A 24313-nucleotide genomic window follows, 5' to 3' on the forward strand; every position below is an offset into this window, starting at 1 on the left:
GGCACTTCGTCGGACTTCGTGAGACTTCGTGGCCGCGGATTACCGACCGGTCGGACGAGGACCTCCCCGCCCACCGTCGGGATCCCATCCCCCTCGTCGTCACCTGCGCCATCACCGGCGAGACGCCGCGTGGACGGAGAAAAATATGGACTCTGTCAGACTGATCATGTCCACGGTGCTCGTAGCGGGAGCGGCAGTCTTCGTGCCGGCCACACCCGCCACGGCCACCCCTCTCGCGCCACTTCCGCGAGCCGTCCCCGTGGTGTCCGATCCGGACACCGTGCCGGATGATCAGCGGGATCGACTGCTGCCCAAGGACTGGCAGACCGCCGATGACATGGCCTGGACCACCAGCGGCGATTCCTCCGGCTTCCATCTGCTGGTCGCGGAATCCCACAACGGCTACACGTGGCGCACCATCGCCACGCTCGCCGAGCCAGGTGTCGAGGCGGACAGGTGGATTGGAAACGCCTGCCTGACCGGCTCCGGGATCCGCGCCGTCGTGGTGTACGCCCCGAGGACGTTCACCAACCGCCAGCAGACCTTCGATCGCGGTGGCTTCGTGGCCGTGGTCAACCTCAGCAACGGCCAGGTCACCAAGCTGCCCATGCGTGCCAGCCTGGCCTATTACAACCCCGGCTGCGGTACGGGCGAAAGTGCGGTCCTCACCCAGTCGGGTGTCGTGGACCTGGGTCGCACGCGCCTGCACGTCGTCGACACGGTGCGCGGCTCCGTGTCGCGCAGTCACGAACTGGCCGGACAGGTGACCTCGGCGACGCCGCTGGGCGATCGGATCGTGGCCGCTGCCGGTGGTGGGCTCCTGGAGGTCGATCGAAACGGGGGCGAGCGGATCGTGGCCAGTACCCGGGGCGCGCCGTTCGGCATTCGACCCGACCGCACCGGTGGAGTGGCGTTCGTGGAGCGTGCTGGTGATTCCGGCGTGGTCAGGTACGTCTCGGATCCCGCACGTGGTGGCGTACGCGAACTGGCTCGCGGCCCGCTGGAGAAGATCGACCTCCAGGCGGGCGGCGATGGCCGGATCTTCGTCACCGGCGCTCCCACCAGCGTGGCCAGGAACCTGCCCAGCACCGTCAGGCAGATCGCCGCACCCGTCGAGGCGGAGATCTCCACCGCCGGAGCGGTCGCCACACGTCACGGCGACGCGGCAGCGGTCACCGCGCTGGCCCAGCCCCGTGACCCGGACCAGCCCCGGCCTCTGCTGCTCAAGGCGAAGGTTCTCAGCACTGGTCATGACGTGGACTTCCAGGTGTTGCCCGGCGCCCGCCGTACCGACGTCGCCATGCAGGGGCGGGCATTGAGCCCCGCGCTGGAAATGCCCGGCGGGGCGTCGCCCCGGGGGCGGGCGGCACCGAACGCTGCCTCGCCCACCGATCCGGTGGACACCGACCGGACGTGCTCGGTACCCAGAAACGACAGGGCGATCCAGGTGGAGCAGCCCCACTGGAAGCAGGTCGAGTGGGCTGCCGACCTCGCGGTCAAGGGGGCATTGACGGTTCAGCGGCCCGCCAACTGGAAACACTCGGGGCCGCCGGTGGCGTGGACGCCGCAGGGGATGTTCCCCCGAGTCGGGCTGACCAGCTCCTTCTCCGGCTCCACCGTGCCCGCCTCCATCCTGCTGGGCGTCCTGTCCCAGGAGTCCAACCTGTGGCAGGCCTCCTGGCATGCGCTGGAGGGGGTGACCGGCAATCCACTGGTCGGCAACTTCTACGGCTTCGACTACAAGGGCGCAGACCCGTGGGCGATCCGTTGGAGCGCATCCGATTGTGGCTACGGCGTGGCACAGGTCACCGACGGGATGCGGGTGGGCGACACCCTCTGGACCTCGAACCAGCAGCGCGCCATCGCTGTCGACTACGCCAGCAACATCGCCGCCGGCCTGCGGATCCTGGAACAGAAATGGAACCAGACCTACAACGCGGGCATACGCGTCAACGACGCCGACCCGGGGAACATCGAAAACTGGTTCGCCGCCCTGTGGGCCTACAACACGGGCATCAACCCGCAGGCGAGCACCGGGTACCCCAACGGCTGCACGCCGAGCCCGAACTGCACCGACAGCCGCGGGAACTGGGGACTCGGTTGGACCAACAACCCGGCCAACCCCGACTATCAGGCCAGCCGCAGGCCCTTCCTGCACAACTCTCCCGACGACGCGAGGCATCCGCAGGACTGGCCCTATCCGGAGAAGGTCATCGGCTGGGCGGCCTCCCCCATCGTCAAGTACGACTTCCGCACCGACGACTTCGAGGCCGCGTACGCCCAGGCGTGGTGGACCGACGAGACTTACCGGTTCGATGCCAAGCCACCGATCGACGCCTTTTGCAGCAGCGCCTCAGGCGGCAATCGCTGCGACATCAACCAGTCCGGAAACCCCTGTGCGGAAGCCGACTTCCACTGCTGGTGGCATCTGCCGGTGGCCTGGAAACCGGGATGCGAACGAAACGACGGTGGCACCGTCGAGTACACCTGCGGCTTCGACAACAGAACGTACGCCCCGGGCTCACCCGAGCCGGCCGGAGGAACCCATTGGCCACCGGTGTGCAACCGCGACAGACTGCCCACCGGTGCCATTGTCGTCGATGACGTGCCCGACGGCGTTGGCATCGTGCGGCCCAACTGTGCCGGCACCGTCAGCGCCGGTGAGTTCAGCATGGCCTTCGGTGCAGACTCAAACGGAACATATCCCTCCAAGGCCGACTTCCACCAGGTCGGCAGCGGATTCGACGGGCACTTCTACTTCGCCCACACCTGGTATCCGGGCGGCAACACGCGTTTTCAGGTAACCGGGACGTGGAAACTGGACCGGGTCTGGACCGACACGTGGGCGCGGGTGATGGTGCATATCCCGGGGCACGGAGCGCACACGCAGCAAGCTGCCTACAAGGTGGACATCGGTGCGAACACACCCCAGAGCAAGGAACGATTCCGAACCCGCCACGTCAACACCGCCAGCCGGTACCACCAGCCCGTCGACCAGACGGGAGACCGCTGGGTCTCGCTCGGTGTGTTCAACTTCAACGGCACGCCAAGCGTTTCCCTGAGCAACCTGACCTCCGACGGCAACGGCAGCCACGACATCGCCTTCGACGCCGTCGCCTTCCAACCCATGGCGGCCAAGCCGCGGCACATGATTGCCGTCCTCGGTGACTCCTACAGCTCCGGCGAAGGCGTGTCGGAAGGGCCTTTTCCCAACTACCTCAAAGAGACCGACAACGGCGACACCGGAAACCGCAACGCCTGCCACCGTTCCTACAACGCATGGTCCCGGATCGCCACCCTGACCGACAATCCGAGCCAGACCATTACGCAGCGTGACGTAGGATGGGACAACTCGCTCGACTACCACATGGTCGCCTGTTCCTTCGCGCAGACGGAGAACCTGCTGCCAGCGAACGTCACGAACTCCTGGGGCGAGCACGGCATCGGGGCCTACCGCGAGGTCTCCCAGATAGAGCAGGGCTACCTGGACGAGAACACCACGTTGGTGGCCTTCACCATCGGCGGCAACGACCTCGGATGGGACAAAGTGGTGATGGCTTGCGCGTCCAACGTTCCCGTCATCGACAACTGCGCCGACGCCCCCCTGCCCGGGGAGACCATGTCCCTGCGACACCGGCTGCCCCAGCTGATGACGACCAAGGTGATTCCGTCGATCGAGACGGTGATCAGTCAGATCCGGTTGAAGGCCGACCACGCTCGAATCGTCCTGATGGGATATCCGCGGCTCATCTCCCTCGGCGCGTGGTGCCTGCTGGGCCAATACACCTTGAGCCTCGCAGAGGTGAGCTTCATCGACGAGATGTCCGACCTGCTGGCCCAGAAGATGCGCGAGCTGGTCGAGCGCCTCGACGACACGATGCCGATCACCTTCTCCGACCCCCGGGACGCCTTCCAGAACAAGGGTGTCTGCGGCATTCCCGAGGGAATCCACGGCATCATCGCGGCCAAGACGCCGGGCGAATACCCTGACGCGCCGATTTCACAGCAGTCCTTCCACCCCAACATGCGCGGCACGACCTACTATGCCGACACCTTCAACGCCACGCTCCGCTCGTTGGGACTGTGATCAATCCTGTGGCGGCGACCATGTCGCCGCCACAGGGCGGTCATCACCGACGTACCCGCCACGTCACGTCGCTTGAAAGTCCGAGGGCGCCGGGAAGGAGGGGCGCGGCGGCCATCAGGGCGCTGAGGGCTCGTACGGGAGGATCGGATGGCTGGGTGGGACGGCGGGCCGTCCGAGACGGGGATGGCGTACGACATCTACGCGCCGCTGTGGGGGCTGCTCGACCTCGGCGCGCTGGTGAGCTGCGACTTCGCTCCGCCTTCGGCGGACTCCTTCACCCGGTACGTCACCTCGCGGCGAACCCAGGTCGACCGCCTGCTGGACCTCGTCAGAGCCCTGGGCGACTTCCATCCCGAGACAATCGGGATCTTCGAGAAGCAGGGCGGGTGGGGGAACGATTCCCGGCGGGAGCCGGAGGCGGTCCTGGCCGCATTGTTGCTGAGCGCCGGTTTCCTGGAGCGTCATCCGGTGGACCCGGGCGACACCACGACGATCCGTCGGCTGGCCCGGGCGGCAATCGATCGACAGCTCGTCAATCTCCTGGACGCGCTGGTCGGCGTCGCCCAGGTGCGGAGCCGCGATGTCGCTTCGGCATGCGCCGACGTGCTCGAGGCGCTGGCCATCGCCTGTTCGCTGGTTGAAAGGAATGTTCCGGGGACAGTGGCCGACACCGTGCGATCCTGGCGTACCTTCGTCCTCCCCGATGTCCTCAGACCCGGCTCGCCGACCTCCGATGCGACGAAGGACAGGCTGCGGGACATCCTTCACCGGCTGGAGCGGCTCGTCTGACCGTTGAGGAGGCATCGCAGCGACACCTCTCCGGCACCGTCACCTTCACCCAGATCGACGACGACTAGATCGAGATCCGCGGTCGAGGCATGATCACGGGCGAGGTGGAAGGCCTTCCGTTCGCCGAACCGTGGTGACCGGAGGAATCGTGGTGACCGGAGGAATCGTGGTGAGCCAGGAGGCAGGCATGACCGAGCAGGCGCTGACCCGCGTGGCGCTGTACACATTCGCCCGGCACGACAAGCGGCGGGTGGCCGAGTTCCGTTGGCAGCCGGGCCAAGCGGTGTCGCTGACAGTCCTCGACCCCGAGTGGAGCGCGCCTGCGCAGGACTTCTACGACAACGGCGTGCCGGTCGGCGCGGGGCGGGTGCCGCCGGAGGCCGGTCCGGAATTCATGCGTGCCCTGCTGCAACGCTTCCGGATGAGCTACTACAAGTTCGTGGACGAGAGCGACGGAGCCGGCGGACCGTCACAGGGTGCGAGTGAAGCAGAGCGGTAGCTGGGCTCCTCCTGCACGGAGGGGTCTGTCATCCGGACGCCATAGGTGATCGGTCAGAGGCCGAGGGCGCAGTCGTTACCCCGATCTCGAACGGTCAGGCCGTGGGTGGTCGCACCAGATGGCTGGTAAGAAACGGGCTCGGCGTACCGTGCCAGAAGACGGCCAACTCGTCACGGGCCCGAGTGGCGGCGACGAAGAGCAGCGACCGGTCGCGCTGACGTTCGCGCTGGTAGCGCTTTGGATCAGTGTCCCGGTGCCGGTTGATCATCTGCCGGGGAACCAGCCCGTCGCTGACTCCGGCGATGATGATCCGCTGGTATTCGAGTCCCTTGAACCGATGCATCGTGCCGATGTGTACGCCGTCGGGTCGCTTCGGCCCGTCGGGGCCGATTTCCACCGCGGGTATCCCGTCGGCCTCCAGCCGCGCGGCGACCTCGCTGGCCAGTTCCCGGGTGGGTACGGCGATCGCTACCGACCCGTCGGCCGGATTTCCCCACGCCGCCAACTGCCCGACGACCAGTTCGCGTTCCTGATGCCACGATCCGGCGCCCCGGAACGTCGGCACCCCGCCCCGAAGCAGCGACCGGTAGCCGGCGAGATTCTCCGCGCCACCGTCGAGATCGTCGTACGTCTCGCCGCTCATGATCTCCAAAGCCGCGGCGAGGATCTGCCGGGTGGTGCGGTAGCTCAGGGTCAGCCGGGCAGACCGGCCACGGATGTTGACACCGAGGCTGCCCAGCGTGACGTGGTTGTCGTAGATGCGCTGGTGGGTGTCGCCGGTCAGGAACAGGTCGTTCGGTCCGGACGCGACCATGGCACGCAGCATCTTCCAGTGCGCGGCGCTCAGGTCCTGCGCCTCGTCCACCACGATGTGCCGGTAGCGGTGCCGCAGGAATCCTCCGGAGTCCTCCGGGGGCAGGCCCTCGCTGCGCGCGGCCCGGTCCATCTCCTGCCGGGCCGCCCGTTCGGCCACCTGACGCCAGGTCCACCTGCCCTGGTCGTCCAGCCACTTGGTGAACCGCTCGGTGAGCTGCCAGACCTGGTCCCGCTCGGCCCGGCTGAGGGTGCGTCCCCGGCCGGGGCGACGGGCGCTGAAGTATTCGGCCCGGGAACCAAGCACCTGGCCCAGGATGACCTGGGTCCATTCGGCCGCCAGGAACTCCGGATCCCAGTTCGAGTCCCCGGTTTCCAGCAGGAAGTCCTGCCAGAGGTCGGGCACCTTGTTGTCGTCGACGATCCGCTTACCCGCTCCGGCCTTCGCCTCGGCGACGACCCGGCTGGCCAGCCGGTCGATGACCGCGCGCCCGCAGCCAGACTCCGTTCGGATCGGTCGCGCCGGCCCAGATGTTCGACTACGACGTGCGACTACTCCGGGTGATGGACATCCTGCGGCGGGAGGAGTTCGTCTTCGTACGCGACTTCGACGGCACGATCTCGGGCATCATCACCGCCGCCGATGTCGTGCTCACCTACGACGAGACCGCCACACCATTCCTGCTGATCGGCGAGGTCGACCAAGAGCTGCGGCGGGCTGTCCGGAACGCCTTCGATCTGCGTACGGTACGGCAGGCGTGCACCTCCGCCGGCGTGCAGCCGCCCAAGTCGTTCGAGCGGATGACCATGGGAACGTACCAGGCCGTGCTGAACGATCCGGGCTGCTGGCAGCAGCTTGCCTGGCCGCTCGACCGCGAGGTCTTCATCAAACGCCTCGACGAGCTTCGAAGAATCCGCAACACCGTGATGCACTTCAACCCGGATCCGGTCAAGTCCGGCGACGTCGCTCGACTCCGCTACTTCCTGGACCTGATCCGCACCTTCATTGTCTATAGGCATCACCTCCGACTCAGAAGAGCAACCACGTGTCTTGGATGGACGATCCGCCCCGCTTCCGCCAGCACCCTCGGTTCAACCACCGGAGGGTCCGCATCTCAGACCTGTTGGAAGCCGGCCTACTTCGGCCAGGGCAGAAGCTGCTCTATCAGCGGCGACAGGGGAAGCACCTCACGAATCTGTGTTCAAGGCGTCGTCAATCCGGCCGGCGCCGCCGGGGCGCCCCAGCCCGTCGCGTCGACGGGCGGGACGCCCAGCGTCGTGCTCGGGTTGGCCGGTTCTACTGCGGGCCGTAGACCTCGAACTCGATGAGCCGTGAGTAGTTGCTGCCGCCGAGGTGAACGAGCACGCGTACGGCGTCGGTCCGCTCGGCGGGAAACGTCGTGACGATGTGCTCCTGCGCGTTGCCGATCACCTGGGCGATGGTGCGCCAGGACTCGCCGTCGCGCACCTGGAGGTCGAAGTCCCGGATGCCGTTTGTGGCGGCGGGAGTCTTGGTCCAGAGCTCGATCCGGTCGATCGTCTGGGCGGTCGGCCACTCGACGCCGTACCAGTCGGGGAAGACCCCACTGGTGGCGTCGTTCCAGCCGGTCAGAGTGTCCCAGTGGCTCTGATCCCTGTCACCGTCGACGGCTCCGCACAGCGTGAAGTTCCCGTGCGTGGACGAGGCGATGGCCTGCTCGCCGTAGGCGAGGTTGGCCCCCGGCTCGCGCGGTGGGACCGGCCGGACCGTGACGGGCACGACGTCCTTCTGCTTCCCGCTGGTCACGGTGATGTCGTACGTTCCCGGCTTCGTGCCACGGGGTACCTGCACGCCGAAAGACTTGGCCACCGGCTGGTCCGGGTTGCTGGCGGGGAGGTACGTCGAGAACACCGTGTCAGACAGGACGAGCGGCCTGTCGGCCTCAAGGATCGCGTCCGCGAAGACAGGCTCGGCACCCGTGTTGGTCAGCGTCACCGCGATCGAGGTGGGCAGACACGGCAGCTCGCTGGCCGACACGGCGGCGGGCGAGGCCGACAACACGACCTCCGAGCGCGCCTTGCCCTCCGGGCTGGCGACGGCGGTGTCCACCGGAGCCGCGAGGGCGACCCCCACGGCCACCCCACCAGCGACCAGGGTCGCGATCACAGTCTTCTTCATGATGGTCGTTCCTCTCATGCCTGCTGGACAGCGGCGACGCCGCTCTCGACGGCGAGCCTGGCGCGCGTGCTCACGGTGCCGTTGGGCACCGTGACCCGGTCGCACACCCGGAACTCGGACAGCCAGGCGTCCGGGGTGATCTCGCAGCTGACGTAGCCGCGCTGGAAGTTGCCGAACTTCATGTGCGGGTTCTCCTCAAGCAGCACCCGCCCGCCAGCGTCGAGGTCCTGCCCGTCCTGCCCCGAAGTGATGGAGGTGCCGACGAACTCGGTCGCGACGACCTTCGAGTCCGGGTCGTTGAAGTCGAGCGCGAGGTCGCTGACCACCGTGCGGTGCAGGTCACCGGCGAGGCTCACGACGTTTTTGATGCCGCGCTCGTCGATGCCCCCGAGGAGGCGGTCACGCGAGGCGCTGTAGCCGTCCCAGGTGTCCATCGGAACGGCCACGTTGGGGCCGGAGACCGTGTCGAGGAGCGTGATGGCGGTCTGGTGACCGAGGACATTCCAGGTGGCCCGCGACGTGCTGAGGCCGTCGAGCAGCCACTTCTCCTGGGGAAAGCCGAGGATCGAGCGGGTGGGGTCGGCCGTGGCGGCGTTGGGCGCCTTGGTGCCGTCGCCGTTCGCCTGGTCGTTGCGGTACTGGCGGGTGTCGAGCATGGAGAACTCCGCCAGTTGGCCGTACTGCAAGCGGCGGTAGAGCTGCATCTCGGGGCCGTTCGGGCGCTGCGGCGCACGCAGCGGCATGTTCTCCCAGTAGGCACGGAACGCGTTGGCCCGCCGGACCAGGAACTCGTTGGTGGGGGTGCTCCCGGCGTACATGTCGGCCCAGTTGTCGACGACCTCGTGATCGTCGAAGACGGCGATCCACGGAGCGGACTGGTGTGCCGCCTGCAGGTCCGGGTCGGTCTTGTAGTACGCGTAGCGCTGGCGGTACTCGTCCAGGGTGACTGCCTGCCGGGTCCGCAGCAGGTCGTCGTCGCCGGGGCGAACACCCCGGTCGTTGCCGAACTCGTAGATGTAGTCGCCAAGGAACAGCACGACATCGTGGCGGCGGGCGGCCAGGTCGCGGTGTGCGGTGAACCAGCCCTCCCAGCTAGCCTGGCAGGAGGCGAAGGCAAGGGTCAAGCTCGACAACATCTGGTGCGGCGCCGGAGCCGTCTTCGTCCGGCCGGCCGGGCTGACGAACCGACCGCTGCGGAACCGGTAGTAGTACTCGTGAGCCGGCTTGAGGCCGCGGACGTCCACGTGCACGGAGTGGCTGTACTCGGGGGTGGCCTTCGCAGTACCGCGCTTGACCACCTGCCGGAAGCGCTCATCGGTGGCGATCTCCCACTGGACCGAGTAGGCCCGCCGATCCATGCCGCCGAAAGGCGCCAGCGGGTCAGGAGCGAGACGGGTCCAGAGCACAACACCGTCCGGCAACGGGTCACCGGAGGCGACCCCGAGCGTGAACGGGTCGAGCTTCGTAGCGTCGGTGGTCGCAGCGGTGGCAGAGCTGACCCCAGGCAGGGCACCGGCGAGGGCAAGCCCGGCGGCCGCCCCGGTGACAGTCAGAAAGCGCCGGCGTGTCGCCGCGCTCAGCCCAGGGGGAAGAGTTGGAGAGTTGATCACGCACGAACGATGCCGGGCCCAGTTGAACAGACGGGCGACGCCCGGTGAACTGCAACGTCAGGATCGCAGCACGAGCCGGCACGGTTTCGAACCACGCCCGATCCCAGCCGAAGCGGGTGCGACCGCCGCCTCCACCGCCTCAGGTCCCTGCGGCGGTCGCCCGACTCGACAGGAGCGGGGCGGCTGCCGGGTGGCCTCAGTTCTGGTCGATGCCGAGGGCGGTGATTGCGGCGGGGAGGGTGGGTGCGGTGGCGAGCTGGCGTACGTCGTCGCGCTCGCGGAGCCACACCTGGCAGGTGATGCCGTCGTAGTGGACGGCGACGGGTTGCCCGGGATGGTGCCGGGCGAGCCGGCGCAGCAGGGGTACGGGGTCGTCGACCACGATCGGGGTCGGAGTCTGCGGCACCGGGATCGGCTCGTCGGGGTTGTCGGGGACGTTGCTGGCGATGGCGAGTTCGAGATATTCGAGGCAGAACGCGATCGCGGCTTCCGGGTTGGATCGGCTGGGCGGGTCGGCCGGGGCCGGCAGTCGGCCGACGACGTTGATGGTGACGTCCCAGCTCTCGCCCTGGATGAGGCGGAGGTCGCCGGCATTGCGGATGTGGTCGACGAGGGTGATCGTGACCGTCAACCGCAGTCCGAGGACGAGCCGGACCAGGTCGGCCAGGGGCGGCACGTCGGGGCGGCGGGCCAGCACGAACAGCCGGCCGCCGGGTCGACCCCGGGCAGCCCAGCGCAGGTACTCGGTCAGCGGGTCGGCGTCGGACCGGTGCAGGGTGACGGTGCCGTCCCGGAGGTTGTGGTCGAGGCTGCCACCGCCGTCGAGTTCGACCAGGTCCTCCGGGCGTACGCCGAAGTGGTCGGCCCAGCCGGCGAGCCGGAACTGGGCGGGGAGCTGGTGCAGGGGTTTGCCGCCGGGGTGGGTTGCCACGCGGGGTGCCGGCACCCGCTGGCCGGTCCGCCAGGTCTCCTCCCCCACCTGCCAGGCCCGCCCGTCACCCGGTCCGGCCCGATCGGCCTGCCGGCCGGCGAGGTCGCCGTGCCAGGCGAATTCGCCCATACGCCAGCCGGACGCGTCGGCCCGCCAACTGAGGTGCACGACCCGGCCGGCCAGGTCGGTGATCGTGATCGCCGCCTCCGAGTGGAGCCGGCGGGCGCCCCGGCAGGTGTGACAGCGCAGCAGTGACGGGCTACGACCGGAGCCGGCACATCTCGGGCAGTCGGGGTCGACCCGACCGGTGGCCAGTCGGCAGTCACAGCGTTGCAGCCGGCTGTGCGGGTCGCAGTCGGGGCAGTCGACGTACGCGATGGGGGTCGGGTCCTGCCACGACGGTGCCGGCGGTTGCCATCCTCGGCGCAGCGTCGGCGCGTGCCGGCTAAAGATCTGTCCGGTCGACCATTCGGTGAGGACTTCCCTCGTCCCGGCGGCGCGCAGGCTGGTGTGCCACCAGCGGCCGTCCCGCCAGATCGCCTGCGCCCCGGCAGTCGGGCCGCCGGTGGCAAGGTCGAGACAGTCGGCGAGGATCCGCCGTTCGAGCTGGTCCAGGTCGACCGGCGGCGGGTCGGGCGGCGGCTCCCCGATGGTCAGGTGGTGGGCGGGGGCGGTCAGGCCGCGCTCCTCCAGCCCGTAGCAGGCGTCGAGATCGGTCGTGCTGGTGATCGCGGCGGTCAGGTCGTCGGCGTAGCCCCGGGCCTCGGCCGGCACCGGCCCACCCGGCACCTCGAACCGGATCGCCCAGGTCAGCCCGGCCGTGGCGACCAGGCGGCGGGCCTCGACCACCAGGTCGAGGCAGAGCAACTCGGCCAACCGGCACAGCCGGCCCAGCTCGGCCGCCGCCTCCCGGGGCGGCGCGCCCGCTGCCCGGCCGAGGTAGAGCCGCCACGCGTCGTTGCTCTCCCCGGCGATCGCCTCGGCTTCCAGCGCCTCCCGGGCCGACGCGGGATGCCCCGGCCGCCAGGAGCGCGGCAGGAAGACGAGCGGCCCGTCCGGCTCACCGGGCTGACGAACATCCGTCCACGTGCCGACGCCGACGACGGCGGCCAGGTCGCGGAGCAGCGGGGCGAGCGGCAGATGCCAGCTCCCACCGCCGTCGTCCGGCCAGGGCACGGGTTCCACCACCCCGGGTACGACGTTCGCCGAGGCCACCGCCCCGGTGTCCAGGTTCGCCATGGTGAGTACGAGTTGGGCGCGGCGCCGCCCGGTCTGCTGGCAGTCGTGGCAGGGCTGGCCGACCGTGCCGACCCCCTGACACTCCCGGCAGTCCTGGTACGCCTCCCCGGCGGGCCGGCTCTTCTCGTCGGCGTTGACCAGGAGTTGGTTGCCGCCGTACGTGCAGCGGCACGGGTCGAGGGTGAAGGAGAGCCCGTCACACGATCGGCACTGCACCACCGGCAGCCCGGCCATCAGCGCCGCGCCAACTCGTACGCCGTCTGCGCCTGCCGGGACTGCCACCGCCGGAGCGCGGTCTTGATCCGGGCGTTCTGCTCCCGGACACCGGCCAATTCAAGCCGCCGTAGCGACTGCCCGTCCCGCCGGAACAACCATCGGAGCAGAGCACGCACAACCTCTCACCAGCCTCTCGGAGAACAGGACATGGACGGGTGGCCCCGGACCGAATCGCCGGCACGCGCACCTCGAACCGGGGCCACCCCGCCCCACCGCCGCAGCCACAAGCAGCACGTACAGCAGCAGGGCGTGTCTCAGGGCTGGCACGGCCAGTGGGTAAGCACCAGCCGTGCCAGCGCGGATGCCCAACCGGAGGGCCGGTTGCCTACCAGGCTTTCCGTTGCCAGGCGTCCCGCAGAGGCAACTTACAATGCAAAGCATGGGAGGACAAGAGCTAAGCATGCAAAGCAGGCAAAGTCTTGAGGCTTCGTTAGTGATCATGAGAAGATGCAGGGGCCTACCAGGAAGTTGCCATGCCCCGAATCTCAGATCGCCAGCGCATCGCGCAGGACATCCGCGACAAGATCACGTCGGGTGAGTACAAGCCGGGTGACAAGTTGCCGTCGCTCCGCGAGCTGATCGCGATCTACGACGTGTCCGCCGAACCCGTCCGCTCAGCCCTGCTAATCCTGCAAGCGGAAGGGCTCTTGGAGGGCCACCAGGGCAAGGGTGTCTTCGTAACTGAGTCGAAGTAGAGGTTGCCACGATTTGGCCTCGAGGAGGCCACACGGCAGGAGCCTCGAGGGTGACCACGGCTAGCATTGAAGGCCGTTGAGCAGGCAGGGGCACTGAGGGCCCGCAGCGCCCTGACCCTGACCGCAGGACGGCTTGAACTCAACCTCGGACTGCTGGCACGACGCCGGTCGTGCCCGCTGGCTGCCCGGCGTCGTCACGGCCAGTCAACGTTACTCGCTAGGTGGCGTGCAGGCGCGCGCGTGTACATCTAGGTGATCGCATGGTGGGGGCGTTGATCCGCCGGCTGGCAGCGCGACCTACAACTCATATCTGCTACTGGTGATCGGCGAGTCGTCGACTGATTCCGCCTACCCCAGTGGACGGACGAGACGGTAGTCGCCGAGCTGCTGCAACGCGGGTGGCACAGTCACGCGCCGGATCGCCTCCCCATAACGATGGCCCTCAGCACATTACCGGCGATCACCGTGGCGGTGTCGTCCGATCACTCCCCCGTTGCGGCGGAATGCTCCGACCCGGACGGCGTGACGGGAGCGACGGATCATCCGATGGGGGTAGCCCGATCGCCTGTTGCCATCGGTCGAGTGCGGGTAGCGGCTCCCAGCCCACCTCTCGACGCCAGTACGCGGCAATGGCGCATCGGGCCCGCCAGGTCAACTGGTCCCGTTGGAGGTCTGGCCCGATGAGCTGATCCCGCAACTCGGCGAGGGCATCGAGCGAGTGCTGAAAGGACAACCGCTCCCGCATCCATTCCGGACGGTGCATGATCCAGTCGAGCTCTCTGCCTCCGCAGGTCGTGCAGCCACACCACCACAGGTTGCTGTCCGGGTGCCGTCGCTTCGTTCGCGCCACCGTGCCGAGCCGCCTGTACGAGAGGCAGCCGGACACGACGACGGAGGGCGCCGGTCGGGACAGACGGCGCCGCGACGGCGTCGGGACCATCGGGTAGAGGTGACGCAGGGCCGCGCGGGTGCCGACCGCCGCCGCAACCGCCCCGCAGCAGAGCGCGCCCAGCGCGGAGACGTCACAGCGCAGCACGAGCAGTGGCACCTCGCAGTTCAACAGTTCGATCAGGCCGTCCACGACGCCCCGTACGCCGAACGGGTCGGCCTCGTACTCGACGACGACCGCGACAGGTACGGCGAAGGCCCGCACCTGTCGCAGCAGAACGTCTCGGGCGCTTGGCACCCTGAGCCAGGACATGGCGCTCGGCGTCGCGGGTGGCTCGTTCGTTGCCTCACGCTGGTCACTGGCGCACGACCAGGGCGGCATCCTGAGCTTCTGGATCGTCGGACCCGAGTGGGCTGCTGGTCGCCGTCGCGCTCGCTGCGGCCTGGCGCAACCGGTCCTTCAGCGCGGGGCTGCGCACCGGAGCCCTGTCCGGACTCGCCGCCCTGATGGCCGTGCTCGCGGTCGGCATGCCTGAGGCCGCGGTCTGGGCAAACCGGCAGGCCGGATACCTGAGCACCGGCGACGCCGTGCCACCGACGTGGCAGTCGGCGGTCCTCGACGTGCTGCGCCCGGACTTCCTTCTCGTCATGATCGTCTTCTGGATGGTGGGCACGGCCGGCGGCGCGGCCCTGGGCACGGCGCTCAGGCGCCAGCCCGCAGGCACCCCCGACTGATCGCACACCACGACCGTTCTGCACGCACGACCACACCTGCTCGCCGGGATCCTCCCGGTGGTCGACCTCGACAACCGGGCCCTACCGGTTGCCGGCGTGCGCGGCGGATGGAAGGTGCCAGACGGTTGCCACCTCAAGGTTCTCCTCGAGGTAGAGGTCCAGGCCGAAGACGTTCTCGGCCAGACCGACCAGCGTTACGGTTTCGGCCTCGGCAAAGCTTGGGGGCAGGGCGATGCGGCCCTCCGGGACCAGCTCTGCCGTGCAGATCAGCGGCATGTTCTCGGCAACGGACAGGATGACGCGGCTCTCGGACAGGAAGCAGCCGTACACATCGAAAACCTCATCCTCGGCCAGGACGTCTTCGGACAGTTCATGCAGCGGCGTCAGGTCCGGCCAGGACAGCACGCGGACCGCATCGTCGAAGCTCGGGTGGGGGGTGACCAGCAGCCGGCTGCCGGACGGGTTGAAATCGGCGGCCACCGCATTCTCCAGGATGCGCTGGACGCGCAGTTCGGCTCCGTCAACCCGGACGCGGAAGATCGCACCGCCGTCCTGACCCTCGCCCGCGGTGAGGATCACCGAGCCGTCCTGCGGATGCGGGAGCGCGGTCACACCCGCGTCGGTGACGTTCAGCGTCGCTTCGTGGATGATCGTGCCCTCAGGATCGATCAGCAGCACCCGATGGGCATCCTTGCTGGTATATGTGTGCCCCTCCGAGCTGCGCTTCTCGAACACCGGCGCGGTCACCAGCAGCCAGCCGTCGTCCAGCAGGGTCGCCGAATCCGCGCCCGGCACCGCCAGCCGCACGTCCACACCGCTGCGCCGGACAACCAGGTCGTCGCCGTCCGACACGACCACGACATCCAGCTCCGGCGACGCGTTGAGCAGCTTGCCGGGCGGGGCGGCAGCCGTTCCAGTCGAGCGAAGCTGCGGGTCCAGCGCCTCCACCCGACCCTCCACCATCCGGTACGCCCGACCAGGCCCCAGCATGGTCGGACTGAGGTCCCAGGCGATCCTCAGATCGGTGCGCTGCGCGAGGAGTTCGGCGGAGATACGTCGCATCGGCACAGATTAACTTTGACCCTCGCACTGGCCAGCGACGCAAGCCGGTCGGCGCCTAGTCCAGTGTGGAGCGCCACTCGCCCGACGCCGGCCGGAACGGGGTCCGGATCCGCAGGTACGGACCCCGGAAGATGCCCTGCTCGGGGTGGGTGAGGAAGGCTTCCAACCCGCGTCGTACCGGCTCGTCGGTCAGCCCGAAGGTGGTGGTGAGGTACTGGGTGAGCGTCCCGCGAAGGGTGTCGGCGGCGATCGTGGGCTTCATGAGCGACTCACCGCAGGCATGCTACCCGTCAAGATCTAGATCAAACTGTCATGAATGCGTCTAAGGTGGACCGCTTTGGGTCAAGGGCGGGTCGGCGGGCGGAGCCCGTCGACTATCACGGCCAGCGTGAGGTCCCGTACCCGGGAATCCCCACCGGCGTGCTCGGCGGCTCGCGAGCCGCCGATCAACAGCGCGATCAGGCCGGTGATGTCCATGTCCCGGCGGACGGCACCGGCCCGCTGAGCCCGGCCGAGCAGAGTCGTCATCACCTGCCGCAGGTCCTGTACGGCGTCGGCGATCGCGCCGTCCGCCGCCGCAAAGTCCACGCTGGCGCCGCCGACCGCGCCGGTGAACGCGTGCTTCGCGGTGGACTGGCCGAGCGCCTCAATGAAGAACGCGAAGAACGCGGCGCCCGGGTCGGCGGCCGCGCACAGCGTCTGCGCCTTGTTGGTCAGCCAGCGCAGACGCTCGACGAAGACCGCCTCGATCAGGGCTTCCTTGGTGGGGAAGTGCCGGAATACGGTGCCGACGGCGACCTCGGCCCGCTGCGCGATCTCCTCGGTCGACGCAGCCGGCCCCTTGGCGGCGAACGTCACCTCGGCCGCTGCCAGGATCCGCTCCCGGTTACGCCGGGCGTCGGCGCGCAGCGGCCGGTCGGCCGCCGTCTCCGCGCTACTGCCCGGGTGGGCGCGTGGCGTCACCGTGGTCAGCCCCTTCGATCCGTTGACAAGCTGAGTCAGCGACTCATATTATCCTAACCTGAGTGCGTCACTCATCTTACCTGCTCGGGCTTGAGAAGATCCGACGTGGTCAAGTGACCGTACACCCGGGGGAGATCTGCGGACGTGAAGACGATTGTGATGACCGGCGGGACCTCCGGCCTCGGTGCCCACGCCCTCAAGCAGATGGCGCGGGAGCCCGGCACTCGGGTGCTGCTCGGGGCGCGCACCAAGGGGCCGGTCGGCGTGGAGACGCTCCCCCTGGACCTTGCCCGACTCGACAGCGTGCGGTCCTTCGCGTCCGCGCTCGAAGCGGCCGAGATCCACGCGCTCGTGCTCAACGCCGGGCTGAGCCTGCACGAGGGCAGCAACCGCACGCCGGACGGCTTCGAGACCACATTCGCCGTCAACCACCTCTCGCACTACCTCCTACTACGACTACTGCTGCCACGGATGGCCCGCAACGGCATCGTCACGTTCACCGGCAGCGCCACGCACGACCCGGCCGCGAAGACCATCATCCCGGCGCCCCGGCACGCCGACGCCCAACTGCTCGCGTATCCGGACCGGGATCCCGAGCGCGACGATCAGTCGAGGACCGCTGGCGGGCGGGCGTACTCCTCGTCCAAGCTCTGCGCGGTACTGACCGCCCGGGCGCTCGCCACCCAACCCGAGGCGCACGCGGCGGCGCTGACCGTCGTGGCGTACGACCCGGGACCAACGCCCGGCACCGGCCTGCTGCGCGACGCCCCCGCCCCGGTCCGCGCGATGTGGCGAATCCTCGGCACTCCGATGCGGGCCGTGGTGCCGCGCTTCAACAGCGTCGCGGCTGCCGGCGCCGCCCTGGCCGACATCGCCACCGGTTCGACGGTGCCGCCGCCCGGCGAGTACCACGCCCGGTTGGTTCGCGGCCGACTCACCTGGCTCCCGCCGTCCGAGCTGGCGCGCAGCGACGACGCGATGGAGGCCCTGTGGCACGACAGCGCCCAACTCGTCGGGCTGCCGGCGATCAGCCGCTGACCGGCGCCGCAGGACGAGCGGCTGGGCCTCGTCCGGGATGGTCGGCGCGCCGTCCGGAGCACGCCTCCGGAGAGATCCGTTGCCCGTTGCTACCATGCGGTCGCGCTCGGCTCACGTTCGGCACGACAGCAACCGCCGTCATGGCATACCTGCCCAGAACCCAACAGTGCCCCCATGGAGTTCACCGGCATGTCAAACGACTCTCCCCGCCGTAGGCACCCCCTGATCAACGGCCGCAGGCTCCGGGTCTCGGACCTGCTCGACGCCGGGATGGTCAAGGTGGGCCAAGCCCTCTCCTACCGGCCACCGCATTCGACCGCCGTGCACAAGGCCGCCATCACCGACCGGGGTCGGATCAGGCTCTCCGACGGCCGGGAGTTCAGTACGCCGTCCGGCGCCGCCACCGCCGTCAACTCGGCCCGCGCCGTCCACGGCTGGTACGCCTGGCGGCTCGACGCGGACGGCCCGTTCCTGCACGATCTGCGGCAGCAGTTGATGCGCGCCGTCGCCGACGACACATCCGAGGTCGACGGCGCCGACGAGGGGGTTGACCGCCGAGCCGTACGGCGACGGTTCGCCCGACTCACCGAGGCGCGTCGGCAGGCTGAAGCGGGCAACGCTGTGACACTCACCGTGCGGGAACTCGTCCGGCTGTGGGATTTCGAGGACAGGGACCCGACCGCCAGCCAACAGATCGACGCTGACCTGGCCAACCACGGCCTCACCACCGCACCGGATTTCCGGGCGGTCAACCTCGACCGGACCGTCACGCTCGTCACCGTGCCCGGTCCGGGCGAGGGGACTCAGGGCAGCGCCGCGGTCGGCGACGAGTCCGGGACCCTCCAGGCGGAACTTGCCGAGGAGGGTGTCGCGGAGATCGGGTTGACCCTCGGCAACCTGCTCTCCATCGACGCGCCGCTGGTCTCCGTGTCGCCGTCGGCCTCGCTGGAGGAGGCCATCACCACCATGCGACTGAACGACTTCTCCCAGCTCGCGGTCCTGTCCAGCCCGTCCGAGTTGCATGGCGCGGTGAGCTGGAAGTCCATTGCCCAGGCCCAGCACAGCAACCCGAACGCGCCCTTCGGCAGTATGGTCGCGCCGGCCCAGGTGTTCGACTACGACGTACGACTTCTCCGGGTGATGGACATCCTGCGACGGGAGGAGTTCGTCTTCGTACGCGACTTCGACGGCACGATCTCGGGCATCATCACCGCGGCCGATGTCGTGCACACGTACGACGAAACCGCCACCCCGTTCCTGTTGATCGGCGAGGTCGACCAAGAGCTACGCCGGGCGATCCTGAACGCCTTCGACCTGGAGACGGTGCAGCGGGCCTGCACCAGGGCGAAGATGTGGGCACCGAAGTCGTTTGAGCGGATGACGATGGGCACGTACCAGACCGTGCTGAACGATCCAGACTGCTGGCAGCAGCTCGCCTGGCCGCTCGCCCGCACGGTCTTCATCAAGCGCCTCGACGAGCTGCGGAAGATCCGTAACACCGTCATGCACTTCAACCCGGATCCGGTCAAGCCCGCCGATGTCGCCAGGCTCCGCTACTTCCTCGACCTGATCCGCAGTTTCACCGTCTGAAGAACCTCACCTCCGACTCAGGAGCGCAGCGCCGAAAGTCGGGCGCTACCCGTCGCGATCATCGACGGCATGGCCGGGGGGCAAGACCATAGCCCTCGCGACATCGCTCAACGTCGCTGTCACATCAGTCAGATGGTGAACATCCCACGCCTCTTGGATGTAGTAGTCGATCATTTACTTACAGTAAGCTGGCGCCGCCAAACGATTTGGGGGCGACGTGGAATACCGGATGGGCAGGCACGTGGCGATCACCGCCGCACTACCGTCCTGGTACATCGACTTCACCGACGAACATCCGCAAATCGATCAACGCCCCCAGCCCGCCGAACAGTCGACAGCGGTCGAGATGCAGCTCCCCGTGATCAACGGCTCCGTTGATGTACGCCTGGAACGTGCACGCCCCAGCCAAATCTTCGGCGCGGGCTTGATCCTGCTGACATATCCCATTTTGCTGTTTCTTAGCGCAATCAAGGCCGTGGCCCAGTTCGTCAGGCGAACGTGCCGGTTCCTGGTGCGAGCACTTGACCTCCAACTCCCACACCCGGCGCCGGTGAACATCTCGCCCGACCAGTCCGTGGAGCGCGTGAGCCAGAGCGTCGAGCGGGTGGGACAACTCCTTGGCGAGACACTCACCTCGATCGACCGGCATGCGCAGGCTTGCACGACACAGACAGCGCCACGCCCCGCGCCGCCTCGGCAGCGGCAGGCGAGCTGACCCGATCGATGCGCCTCCCCCTCCTTGGCATCTGAAAGGACCCAGCCGGGTGACAGAGCAGGTGCGCGCGTCCGACAGCGCGTCTTGGTTCCAGACCGAACAGGCCTGGGAACGGATCTCCAAGCAGCACCCCGATCCCGCAAAGGCGATGGATGCCCTGATGGAGCTCGTCCGCTGCGACATGGATCATCGGCACAGCCAGGAACGATCCGCGCGACGCCGGCAGTGGGCGAACTGGTGGCTGAGACTCGTCCGGGTCCTGTTGGGGTTCGGCGCGCTCGTCCTTATCGCCCGGGTTGCCGTGGAGTTCCTCAACCAGCAGGCACCGGTGCAGGGCATGGTCATCCTGCTGGTCGGCTCCGTGCCCATCACCGCGCTCTTCGTCACGGGAAAGACCGAGGCAGCCCCCAGACCGCCGCGCGAGGCCCTGCAGTCCCCGGCGCCGCCACCTGTTTAAGCGGTCGTCCCAGCCGGCGAGCACGCTTGGGTTGCGGACCGGAGGAATTGTTGAGAGCACCCAGGCTGCGGTCGAGCGCCGCCTCGCCGCTGTCGCCACCCGCCACCGGCCGGTCGGTACGTTTGCTTGTGCCACCATCGCGCAAGGACTGTGTGCGCCACGGGTCTTGGGAGGACTTCATGACGACCGCCGCCGATGACGCCCGCCACTGCGCGCGCGCCCTCGTCGCAAGCCTCGACGACCAGCAGCGCCACCTCGTCCGCGGTGACCTCGCCGAATTCGACCTGCGACAGTGGACCTATCTGCCTGGGCAACGCCCCGGGCTGCCGATGGAGCACCTCACCAGCGCTCAGCGCACACTCGCGATCGAATTGCTCCGGTCGGCCCACTCTCCCAACGGCGGCGATCTCGCCGTCGGCGCCGTCGAGATCGAACGCGTCAGACGGGAGTTGGCGACCGGCTCACCACCCGAGGGCGACCGCTACTGGCTGCGGGTGCTCGGCGACCCGGACGGCGACGAGCCGTGGGGCTGGCGGATCAACGGTCATCACCTGGCCGTACACGTCGTCGTGACGCCGGGTGGCATCACTTTCACGCCGCACTTCGTCGGTTCCGAACCGGCCGTCATACCCACCGGGCCGCGCGCCGGTGGCCGGATCCTCGGCCCGGAGGAGGACCTGGCCCGCCAGTTGGCAATCGGGCTCGATCCCGACCAGCGCACGCTGGGCATCAGCGCCGAGGCCGCTCCCGACGACATCCTCACCCGGGCCGACCCGGTGGCCGACCCCACCCTGCTGCCCGAAGGTATCGGCCGCGACCTGCTGCGGCCGGCGCAGCGGGAAGTCCTCGACCAGTTGGTCCAGCGCTATCTCCACCGCGCGCCGGCGCCGTACGCCCAAGCCTGCTGGCGCGACGCCGAGGCGGCGGGCCTGCACCGGATCCGGTTCGCGTGGGCGGGCCCGACCACCGTGGGCGAGGGCCACTACTACTGCATCCAGGCACCCGACTTCCTCATCGAGTACGACAACACCCAGGACAGCGCCAACCACGCCCACTCCGTGTGGCGGCACCTGCGCGACGACTGGGGCACCGACCCGCTCCGCGACCACTACGCACGGCGCCACACCGCCGCCTGACCTGCGAACGCGAGCGGCGGCCAGATGCATGGTCCCGTCGGCCCTGGGTAATGGTTGAGGCAGGAGCAGGGAAATGCGGAGGCCGCACCCAGACCACCCCTGGATGCTCTCCAGGCTCCGATGCCGCGCCGTCCAGCCTCCCTTACTGCGGGTTCGGCGTGCCGTTCTGCCAGATGCAGGGTGAGGTGGCGGACAGGGTGAACTCGTAGGAGGCGCCCCGGTCGTAGCGTCGGACGGAGACGAGGTATCCGTCGGCGTTCTCGACGGTGTAGCGGGGGTCGGGCCGGTCCCGCAGGTCGTGTCTGACCTCGAAGCCCTGCTGCTGCCAGTACGCGACCAGCGGCGGTATGACCATGTCGGTCTTCCACGCGCCGAAGCTCTCGGACGAGACGATCCAGTGGCGGTGCTCGACGATGATCCGGCCCGCGGGGCCGTTGTCGGTGGGATCGTCGCAGGCAGCCTCGTTGCTGCGGTAGTCGTCCTTGAGGGTGGTGCCGGCGGGCAGTTGCGCGAGCGCGTCCTGGATCAGCTCCTCCACCCGCTCGATGGCGGTGGTCTGGGTTTCCGTGGGCTGCAAGCCTTTTTCCTTCCCCACACATGCGGCGAGAGCCAGGCTCAGCGCCATAACCGACACGGTCGCTACCACTCGTCTCATGTTCATATCAACTTCTCGGTCTGACCGGTGGCAATGAACGCGATGTTGTCGCGCGAGACGTTCCCCTCGTCCCAGTACTTGGAGTGGGTCGCGGCCTCGTCGTCGGGGTCGCCGGGGTCGCTGGCGAAGACATTGGCGCCGAAGTCGTCCCGGGTGGGATCGTTGCCGTGGACGATGTCCCAGTCGGGAATGCGGGCGATCATGTCGTGTTCGGCGCGGGTGGCGTACACCTGGCTGGGATGCACGCCGGTCAGCTCGTTGGCATGGTTGACGTCGACGCCCGGCGATCCGACGAAGACCAGCGCGTCCGCGTTGATGCCGCTGCTCATCGCACCGTGTCCGATCACCGTGGAGCCGTAGCTGTGTCCGAGCACGGTGTTGCGGGCCGGGGTGTCGCCCTCGTGGGTGACGCGCAGGCCGGTCTGGAATCCCCCGAGGTCCTTGCCACCGTCCTCGGCGAATCCGCTCTGGCCAGCCTGCGGAATGCTGTTCGGGGCGTCGTAGCCGAGCCAGAACACCGTTGCGGTTGTCGCCGAGCGGTCGGTGGCGTTCGCGTCCAGAGCCATCCGGTTGGCTCGGTCGATGTCGCCGCCGACCTTGGACAGGTCGCTGCCGGTGCCGGGCACGTACGTCAGGACGTTGTCGGCCAGGTCGGGGTTGCCGACCGACACGATCGCCTTACCGTCGCCCTCGGTGGACACCCCCAGCAGGTACGCCCGAGGCTGGTTCGGATCCTCCAGCCGGCCGTTGATCGCGTCCAGACCCTTGAGCTTGCCCTCCAGTTCGGACCGCTGATCGGCCAGGCGCATCAGCTCGGTCTCGGCGGCGGTCACCGGGTCGCTGGCATCGGGATACAGCTCCCAGATGCGACCCTGCTCGTGCATGCTGCGGATGAGTTCTTCCCGGCTCTTCGTCTGGTCGAGGCTGGCCTGGGTGGTTTCCTGCGCATGGTCGAGCGCGAGCCGGTTGGCGATATCGCGGCTGGCGGCCGGCACACCGTCGAGCCAGCCGATCTGCTCGAAGTTGTTCATAATCAGATAACGCTGTTGTTCCGGTGTGAGGGAGTCCCACCAACGTTTGACGGCGGCCGGGTCGGTGCCCCGGCCGGGGATACTCTTCGGGTCCACGAAGGCCGCCGGCGTGCCCGCGGCCGTCGCGGTGTTCTGGGCGAGGACGCCGGCCAGCCGGCCGTCCAGCTCCGCCGCGCGTTGCAGGATGCCGTCGCGGACGTGCACGACCGAGTTCATGCTCTGCGCGGTGGAGGCGTTGGCGGAGCCCGGGTTCATGCTGACCGTGCCGTCTGCGGCGATCGTGATGCTCAGCCGTTGCGCGTCCGCGACCAGTTCCTGCGCCTGCCCCTTCAGCTCCGAGATGCCGTCGGCCCACTCGGCCAGCGCCTGCGCGATGGTCAACATCGGCACGTACGCGTTGTCCAGCTCGCCGCGCATCCCGTTCAGGTGCTTCGCGGCGGACTCCGAGGCCGGCCCGGACGGCCACACCTCCGGCAGCTTCCTGGAACTGGCGGCCATCGCGTCGGCCTGGTCCTCAAGGGTGGCGGCGAGCTTGTCCCAGGCCGGCGCCGCCTGCCGGACCGGCCCGACGTCGACGGCGAGGAGCGCCTGCCAGGTGACGCTCATCGGCCACCGAGCCGGCCCGAGACCCGCTCGTCCGCCGCCTGGTACTGGGCAGCCGCCGTCACCAGCGACTGGCCCGTCTCGTTGACCCGCTTGGCCAGGCCCCGCAGATAATCCGACCATCCGGTGGCGGACCGGTCCGCCTGGGCCAGCAGTGCCCAGGGTGAGCCTTTCGCTCCCGTCGGAGCCAACTGCGGCACCGCCTCGGACACCGTACGTGTCAACGTGTCGCCCTGTTGCCCGACCCGAGTTCCCAGATTCCGCAGCTCAGGTGGGTCGACTTCAAACTGGCTCATGTCACTCCATGCGCCGATCCCCGAAAGCACGAATGTTATCAATCTTC

At 68.6% G+C, this 24313-nt stretch carries 23 protein-coding genes and 1 pseudogene; 11 read left to right on the forward strand and 13 right to left on the reverse strand.

Annotated elements, in window-relative coordinates; genetic code table 11:
- Window positions 1-145: 145 nt before the first annotated feature.
- From I0C86_RS23240 to I0C86_RS23250, 3 genes are all read left to right on the forward strand, one after another.
- Entirely contained in the window at window positions 146-4087 is a 3942-nt protein-coding gene (locus tag I0C86_RS23240; RefSeq protein WP_196203397.1) for a GDSL-type esterase/lipase family protein, read from the forward strand.
- Window positions 4088-4234: 147 nt separating this feature from the next.
- Window positions 4235-4876 carry a hypothetical protein gene (locus I0C86_RS23245; protein WP_196203398.1) on the forward strand — a complete coding sequence of 214 codons (642 nt, stop codon included), beginning with the start codon at window positions 4235-4237 and terminating at the stop codon, window positions 4874-4876.
- Window positions 4877-5027: 151 nt separating this feature from the next.
- Window positions 5028-5375, forward strand: a complete 348-nt coding sequence (locus I0C86_RS23250) for a hypothetical protein (RefSeq protein WP_196203399.1) — start codon at window positions 5028-5030, stop codon at window positions 5373-5375.
- A 94-nt stretch (window positions 5376-5469) separates the two neighbouring features.
- Here I0C86_RS23250 and I0C86_RS23255 read toward each other — a convergent pair.
- Window positions 5470-6669 (reverse strand): annotated as a pseudogene (locus tag I0C86_RS23255) (3'-5' exonuclease); the annotation flags it as partial.
- Window positions 6670-6719: 50 nt separating this feature from the next.
- Here I0C86_RS23255 and I0C86_RS23260 point away from each other — a divergent pair.
- The gene (locus tag I0C86_RS23260) at window positions 6720-7517 is read left to right on the forward strand and encodes a hypothetical protein (RefSeq protein WP_196203400.1); all 798 of its coding nucleotides are present in this window, start codon (window positions 6720-6722) and stop codon (window positions 7515-7517) included.
- On the opposite strand, the gene I0C86_RS23265 is transcribed toward I0C86_RS23260, so the two are convergent.
- The 4 genes from I0C86_RS23265 to I0C86_RS23280 form a co-directional block, all read right to left on the reverse strand.
- Window positions 7486-8346 (reverse strand): galactose-binding domain-containing protein, encoded by an 861-nt coding sequence (locus tag I0C86_RS23265; protein WP_196203401.1) that lies wholly within the window; start codon window positions 8344-8346, stop codon window positions 7486-7488. The genes I0C86_RS23260 and I0C86_RS23265 overlap by 32 nt on opposite strands.
- A gap of 14 nt (window positions 8347-8360) precedes the next feature.
- Entirely contained in the window at window positions 8361-9956 is a 1596-nt protein-coding gene (locus I0C86_RS23270; RefSeq protein ID WP_323373800.1) for an alkaline phosphatase D family protein, read from the reverse strand.
- A gap of 196 nt (window positions 9957-10152) precedes the next feature.
- Window positions 10153-12360 (reverse strand): hypothetical protein, encoded by a 2208-nt coding sequence (locus I0C86_RS23275; protein ID WP_196203402.1) that lies wholly within the window; start codon window positions 12358-12360, stop codon window positions 10153-10155.
- The gene (locus tag I0C86_RS23280) at window positions 12360-12518 is read right to left on the reverse strand and encodes a hypothetical protein (protein WP_196203403.1); all 159 of its coding nucleotides are present in this window, start codon (window positions 12516-12518) and stop codon (window positions 12360-12362) included. The genes I0C86_RS23275 and I0C86_RS23280 overlap by 1 nt, the downstream gene beginning before the upstream one ends.
- A 357-nt stretch (window positions 12519-12875) precedes the next feature.
- On the opposite strand from I0C86_RS23280, the gene I0C86_RS23285 reads away from it, so the two are divergent.
- Window positions 12876-13097 (forward strand): winged helix-turn-helix domain-containing protein, encoded by a 222-nt coding sequence (locus tag I0C86_RS23285; protein ID WP_196203404.1) that lies wholly within the window; start codon window positions 12876-12878, stop codon window positions 13095-13097.
- 460 nt (window positions 13098-13557) lie between these two features.
- Here I0C86_RS23285 and I0C86_RS23290 read toward each other — a convergent pair whose 3' ends face one another.
- Window positions 13558-14283, reverse strand: coding sequence for a hypothetical protein (locus I0C86_RS23290; protein WP_196203405.1), 726 nt, complete (start codon window positions 14281-14283; stop codon window positions 13558-13560).
- Between the two features lie 209 nt (window positions 14284-14492).
- Here I0C86_RS23290 and I0C86_RS23295 point away from each other — a divergent pair, with 209 nt between their 5' ends.
- Window positions 14493-14720 carry a hypothetical protein gene (locus tag I0C86_RS23295; RefSeq protein WP_196203406.1) on the forward strand — a complete coding sequence of 76 codons (228 nt, stop codon included), beginning with the start codon at window positions 14493-14495 and terminating at the stop codon, window positions 14718-14720.
- An 81-nt stretch (window positions 14721-14801) separates the two neighbouring features.
- On the opposite strand, the gene I0C86_RS23300 is transcribed toward I0C86_RS23295, so the two are convergent.
- From I0C86_RS23300 to I0C86_RS23310, 3 genes are all read right to left on the reverse strand, one after another.
- Window positions 14802-15782: a hypothetical protein gene (locus I0C86_RS23300; RefSeq protein ID WP_196203407.1), complete on the reverse strand. Its 981-nt coding sequence runs from the start codon at window positions 15780-15782 to the stop codon at window positions 14802-14804.
- Window positions 15783-15837: 55 nt separating this feature from the next.
- Window positions 15838-16044, reverse strand: coding sequence for a hypothetical protein (locus I0C86_RS23305; RefSeq protein ID WP_196203408.1), 207 nt, complete (start codon window positions 16042-16044; stop codon window positions 15838-15840).
- Between the two features lie 80 nt (window positions 16045-16124).
- Window positions 16125-16745 (reverse strand): TetR/AcrR family transcriptional regulator, encoded by a 621-nt coding sequence (locus I0C86_RS23310; RefSeq protein WP_196203409.1) that lies wholly within the window; start codon window positions 16743-16745, stop codon window positions 16125-16127.
- Window positions 16746-16889: 144 nt separating this feature from the next.
- Here I0C86_RS23310 and I0C86_RS23315 point away from each other — a divergent pair, with 144 nt between their 5' ends.
- Both I0C86_RS23315 and I0C86_RS23320 read left to right on the forward strand, forming a co-directional pair.
- Entirely contained in the window at window positions 16890-17783 is an 894-nt protein-coding gene (locus I0C86_RS23315) for an SDR family NAD(P)-dependent oxidoreductase (protein WP_323373801.1), read from the forward strand.
- A 189-nt stretch (window positions 17784-17972) separates the two neighbouring features.
- Window positions 17973-19373, forward strand: coding sequence for a restriction system modified-DNA reader domain-containing protein (locus I0C86_RS23320; RefSeq protein ID WP_196203410.1), 1401 nt, complete (start codon window positions 17973-17975; stop codon window positions 19371-19373).
- Window positions 19374-19418: 45 nt separating this feature from the next.
- Here the strand turns inward: I0C86_RS23320 and I0C86_RS44530 are convergent, their stop codons facing one another.
- Window positions 19419-19547, reverse strand: a complete 129-nt coding sequence (locus tag I0C86_RS44530) for a hypothetical protein (RefSeq protein WP_255527797.1) — start codon at window positions 19545-19547, stop codon at window positions 19419-19421.
- Window positions 19548-19602: 55 nt separating this feature from the next.
- On the opposite strand from I0C86_RS44530, the gene I0C86_RS23325 reads away from it, so the two are divergent.
- The 3 genes from I0C86_RS23325 (at window position 19603) to I0C86_RS23335 (ending at window position 21681) form a co-directional block, all read left to right on the forward strand.
- Complete coding sequence (locus tag I0C86_RS23325) at window positions 19603-20088, forward strand: hypothetical protein (protein ID WP_196203411.1); 486 nt, start codon at window positions 19603-19605, stop codon at window positions 20086-20088.
- Between the two features lie 49 nt (window positions 20089-20137).
- Entirely contained in the window at window positions 20138-20545 is a 408-nt protein-coding gene (locus I0C86_RS23330; RefSeq protein ID WP_196203412.1) for a hypothetical protein, read from the forward strand.
- A gap of 179 nt (window positions 20546-20724) precedes the next feature.
- Entirely contained in the window at window positions 20725-21681 is a 957-nt protein-coding gene (locus tag I0C86_RS23335) for a DUF3500 domain-containing protein (RefSeq protein WP_196203413.1), read from the forward strand.
- A 142-nt stretch (window positions 21682-21823) separates the two neighbouring features.
- Here I0C86_RS23335 and I0C86_RS23340 read toward each other — a convergent pair whose 3' ends face one another.
- From I0C86_RS23340 to I0C86_RS23350, 3 genes are all read right to left on the reverse strand, one after another.
- On the reverse strand, window positions 21824-22258 hold the full coding sequence (locus I0C86_RS23340) for a hypothetical protein (protein ID WP_196203414.1): 435 nt from the start codon (window positions 22256-22258) through the stop codon (window positions 21824-21826).
- 80 nt (window positions 22259-22338) lie between these two features.
- Window positions 22339-23973, reverse strand: coding sequence for an alpha/beta hydrolase (locus I0C86_RS23345; RefSeq protein ID WP_196203415.1), 1635 nt, complete (start codon window positions 23971-23973; stop codon window positions 22339-22341).
- A complete protein-coding gene (locus I0C86_RS23350) occupies window positions 23970-24266 on the reverse strand; it encodes a WXG100 family type VII secretion target (RefSeq protein WP_196203416.1) in 297 nt (98 codons plus the stop codon). Before I0C86_RS23350 ends, I0C86_RS23345 begins: the two co-directional genes overlap by 4 nt.
- Window positions 24267-24313: the final 47 nt, after the last annotated feature.

The sequence above is a fragment of the Plantactinospora alkalitolerans genome (assembly GCF_015690345.1).
Classification (GTDB): domain Bacteria; phylum Actinomycetota; class Actinomycetes; order Mycobacteriales; family Micromonosporaceae; genus Plantactinospora; species Plantactinospora alkalitolerans.

Bases quoted from the DNA above. Each gene is read 5' to 3' on its own strand.
- I0C86_RS23345 (WP_196203415.1), bottom strand. From the start codon at position 23,973: ATGAGCGTCACCTGGCAGGCGCTCCTCGCCGTCGACGTCGGGCCGGTC.
- I0C86_RS23320 (WP_196203410.1), top strand. From the start codon at position 17,973: ATGTCAAACGACTCTCCCCGCCGTAGGCACCCCCTGATCAACGGCCGC.
- I0C86_RS23245 (WP_196203398.1), top strand. From the start codon at position 4,235: ATGGCTGGGTGGGACGGCGGGCCGTCCGAGACGGGGATGGCGTACGAC.
- I0C86_RS23265 (WP_196203401.1), bottom strand. From the start codon at position 8,346: ATGAAGAAGACTGTGATCGCGACCCTGGTCGCTGGTGGGGTGGCCGTG.
- I0C86_RS23325 (WP_196203411.1), top strand. From the start codon at position 19,603: ATGGGCAGGCACGTGGCGATCACCGCCGCACTACCGTCCTGGTACATC.
- I0C86_RS23275 (WP_196203402.1), bottom strand. From the start codon at position 12,360: ATGGCCGGGCTGCCGGTGGTGCAGTGCCGATCGTGTGACGGGCTCTCC.
- I0C86_RS23260 (WP_196203400.1), top strand. From the start codon at position 6,720: ATGTTCGACTACGACGTGCGACTACTCCGGGTGATGGACATCCTGCGG.
- I0C86_RS23240 (WP_196203397.1), top strand. From the start codon at position 146: ATGGACTCTGTCAGACTGATCATGTCCACGGTGCTCGTAGCGGGAGCG.
- I0C86_RS23285 (WP_196203404.1), top strand. From the start codon at position 12,876: ATGCCCCGAATCTCAGATCGCCAGCGCATCGCGCAGGACATCCGCGAC.
- I0C86_RS23300 (WP_196203407.1), bottom strand. From the start codon at position 15,782: ATGCGACGTATCTCCGCCGAACTCCTCGCGCAGCGCACCGATCTGAGG.
- I0C86_RS23350 (WP_196203416.1), bottom strand. From the start codon at position 24,266: ATGAGCCAGTTTGAAGTCGACCCACCTGAGCTGCGGAATCTGGGAACT.
- I0C86_RS23335 (WP_196203413.1), top strand. From the start codon at position 20,725: ATGACGACCGCCGCCGATGACGCCCGCCACTGCGCGCGCGCCCTCGTC.
- I0C86_RS23305 (WP_196203408.1), bottom strand. From the start codon at position 16,044: ATGAAGCCCACGATCGCCGCCGACACCCTTCGCGGGACGCTCACCCAG.
- I0C86_RS23295 (WP_196203406.1), top strand. From the start codon at position 14,493: ATGGCCGTGCTCGCGGTCGGCATGCCTGAGGCCGCGGTCTGGGCAAAC.
- I0C86_RS44530 (WP_255527797.1), bottom strand. From the start codon at position 19,547: ATGATCGACTACTACATCCAAGAGGCGTGGGATGTTCACCATCTGACT.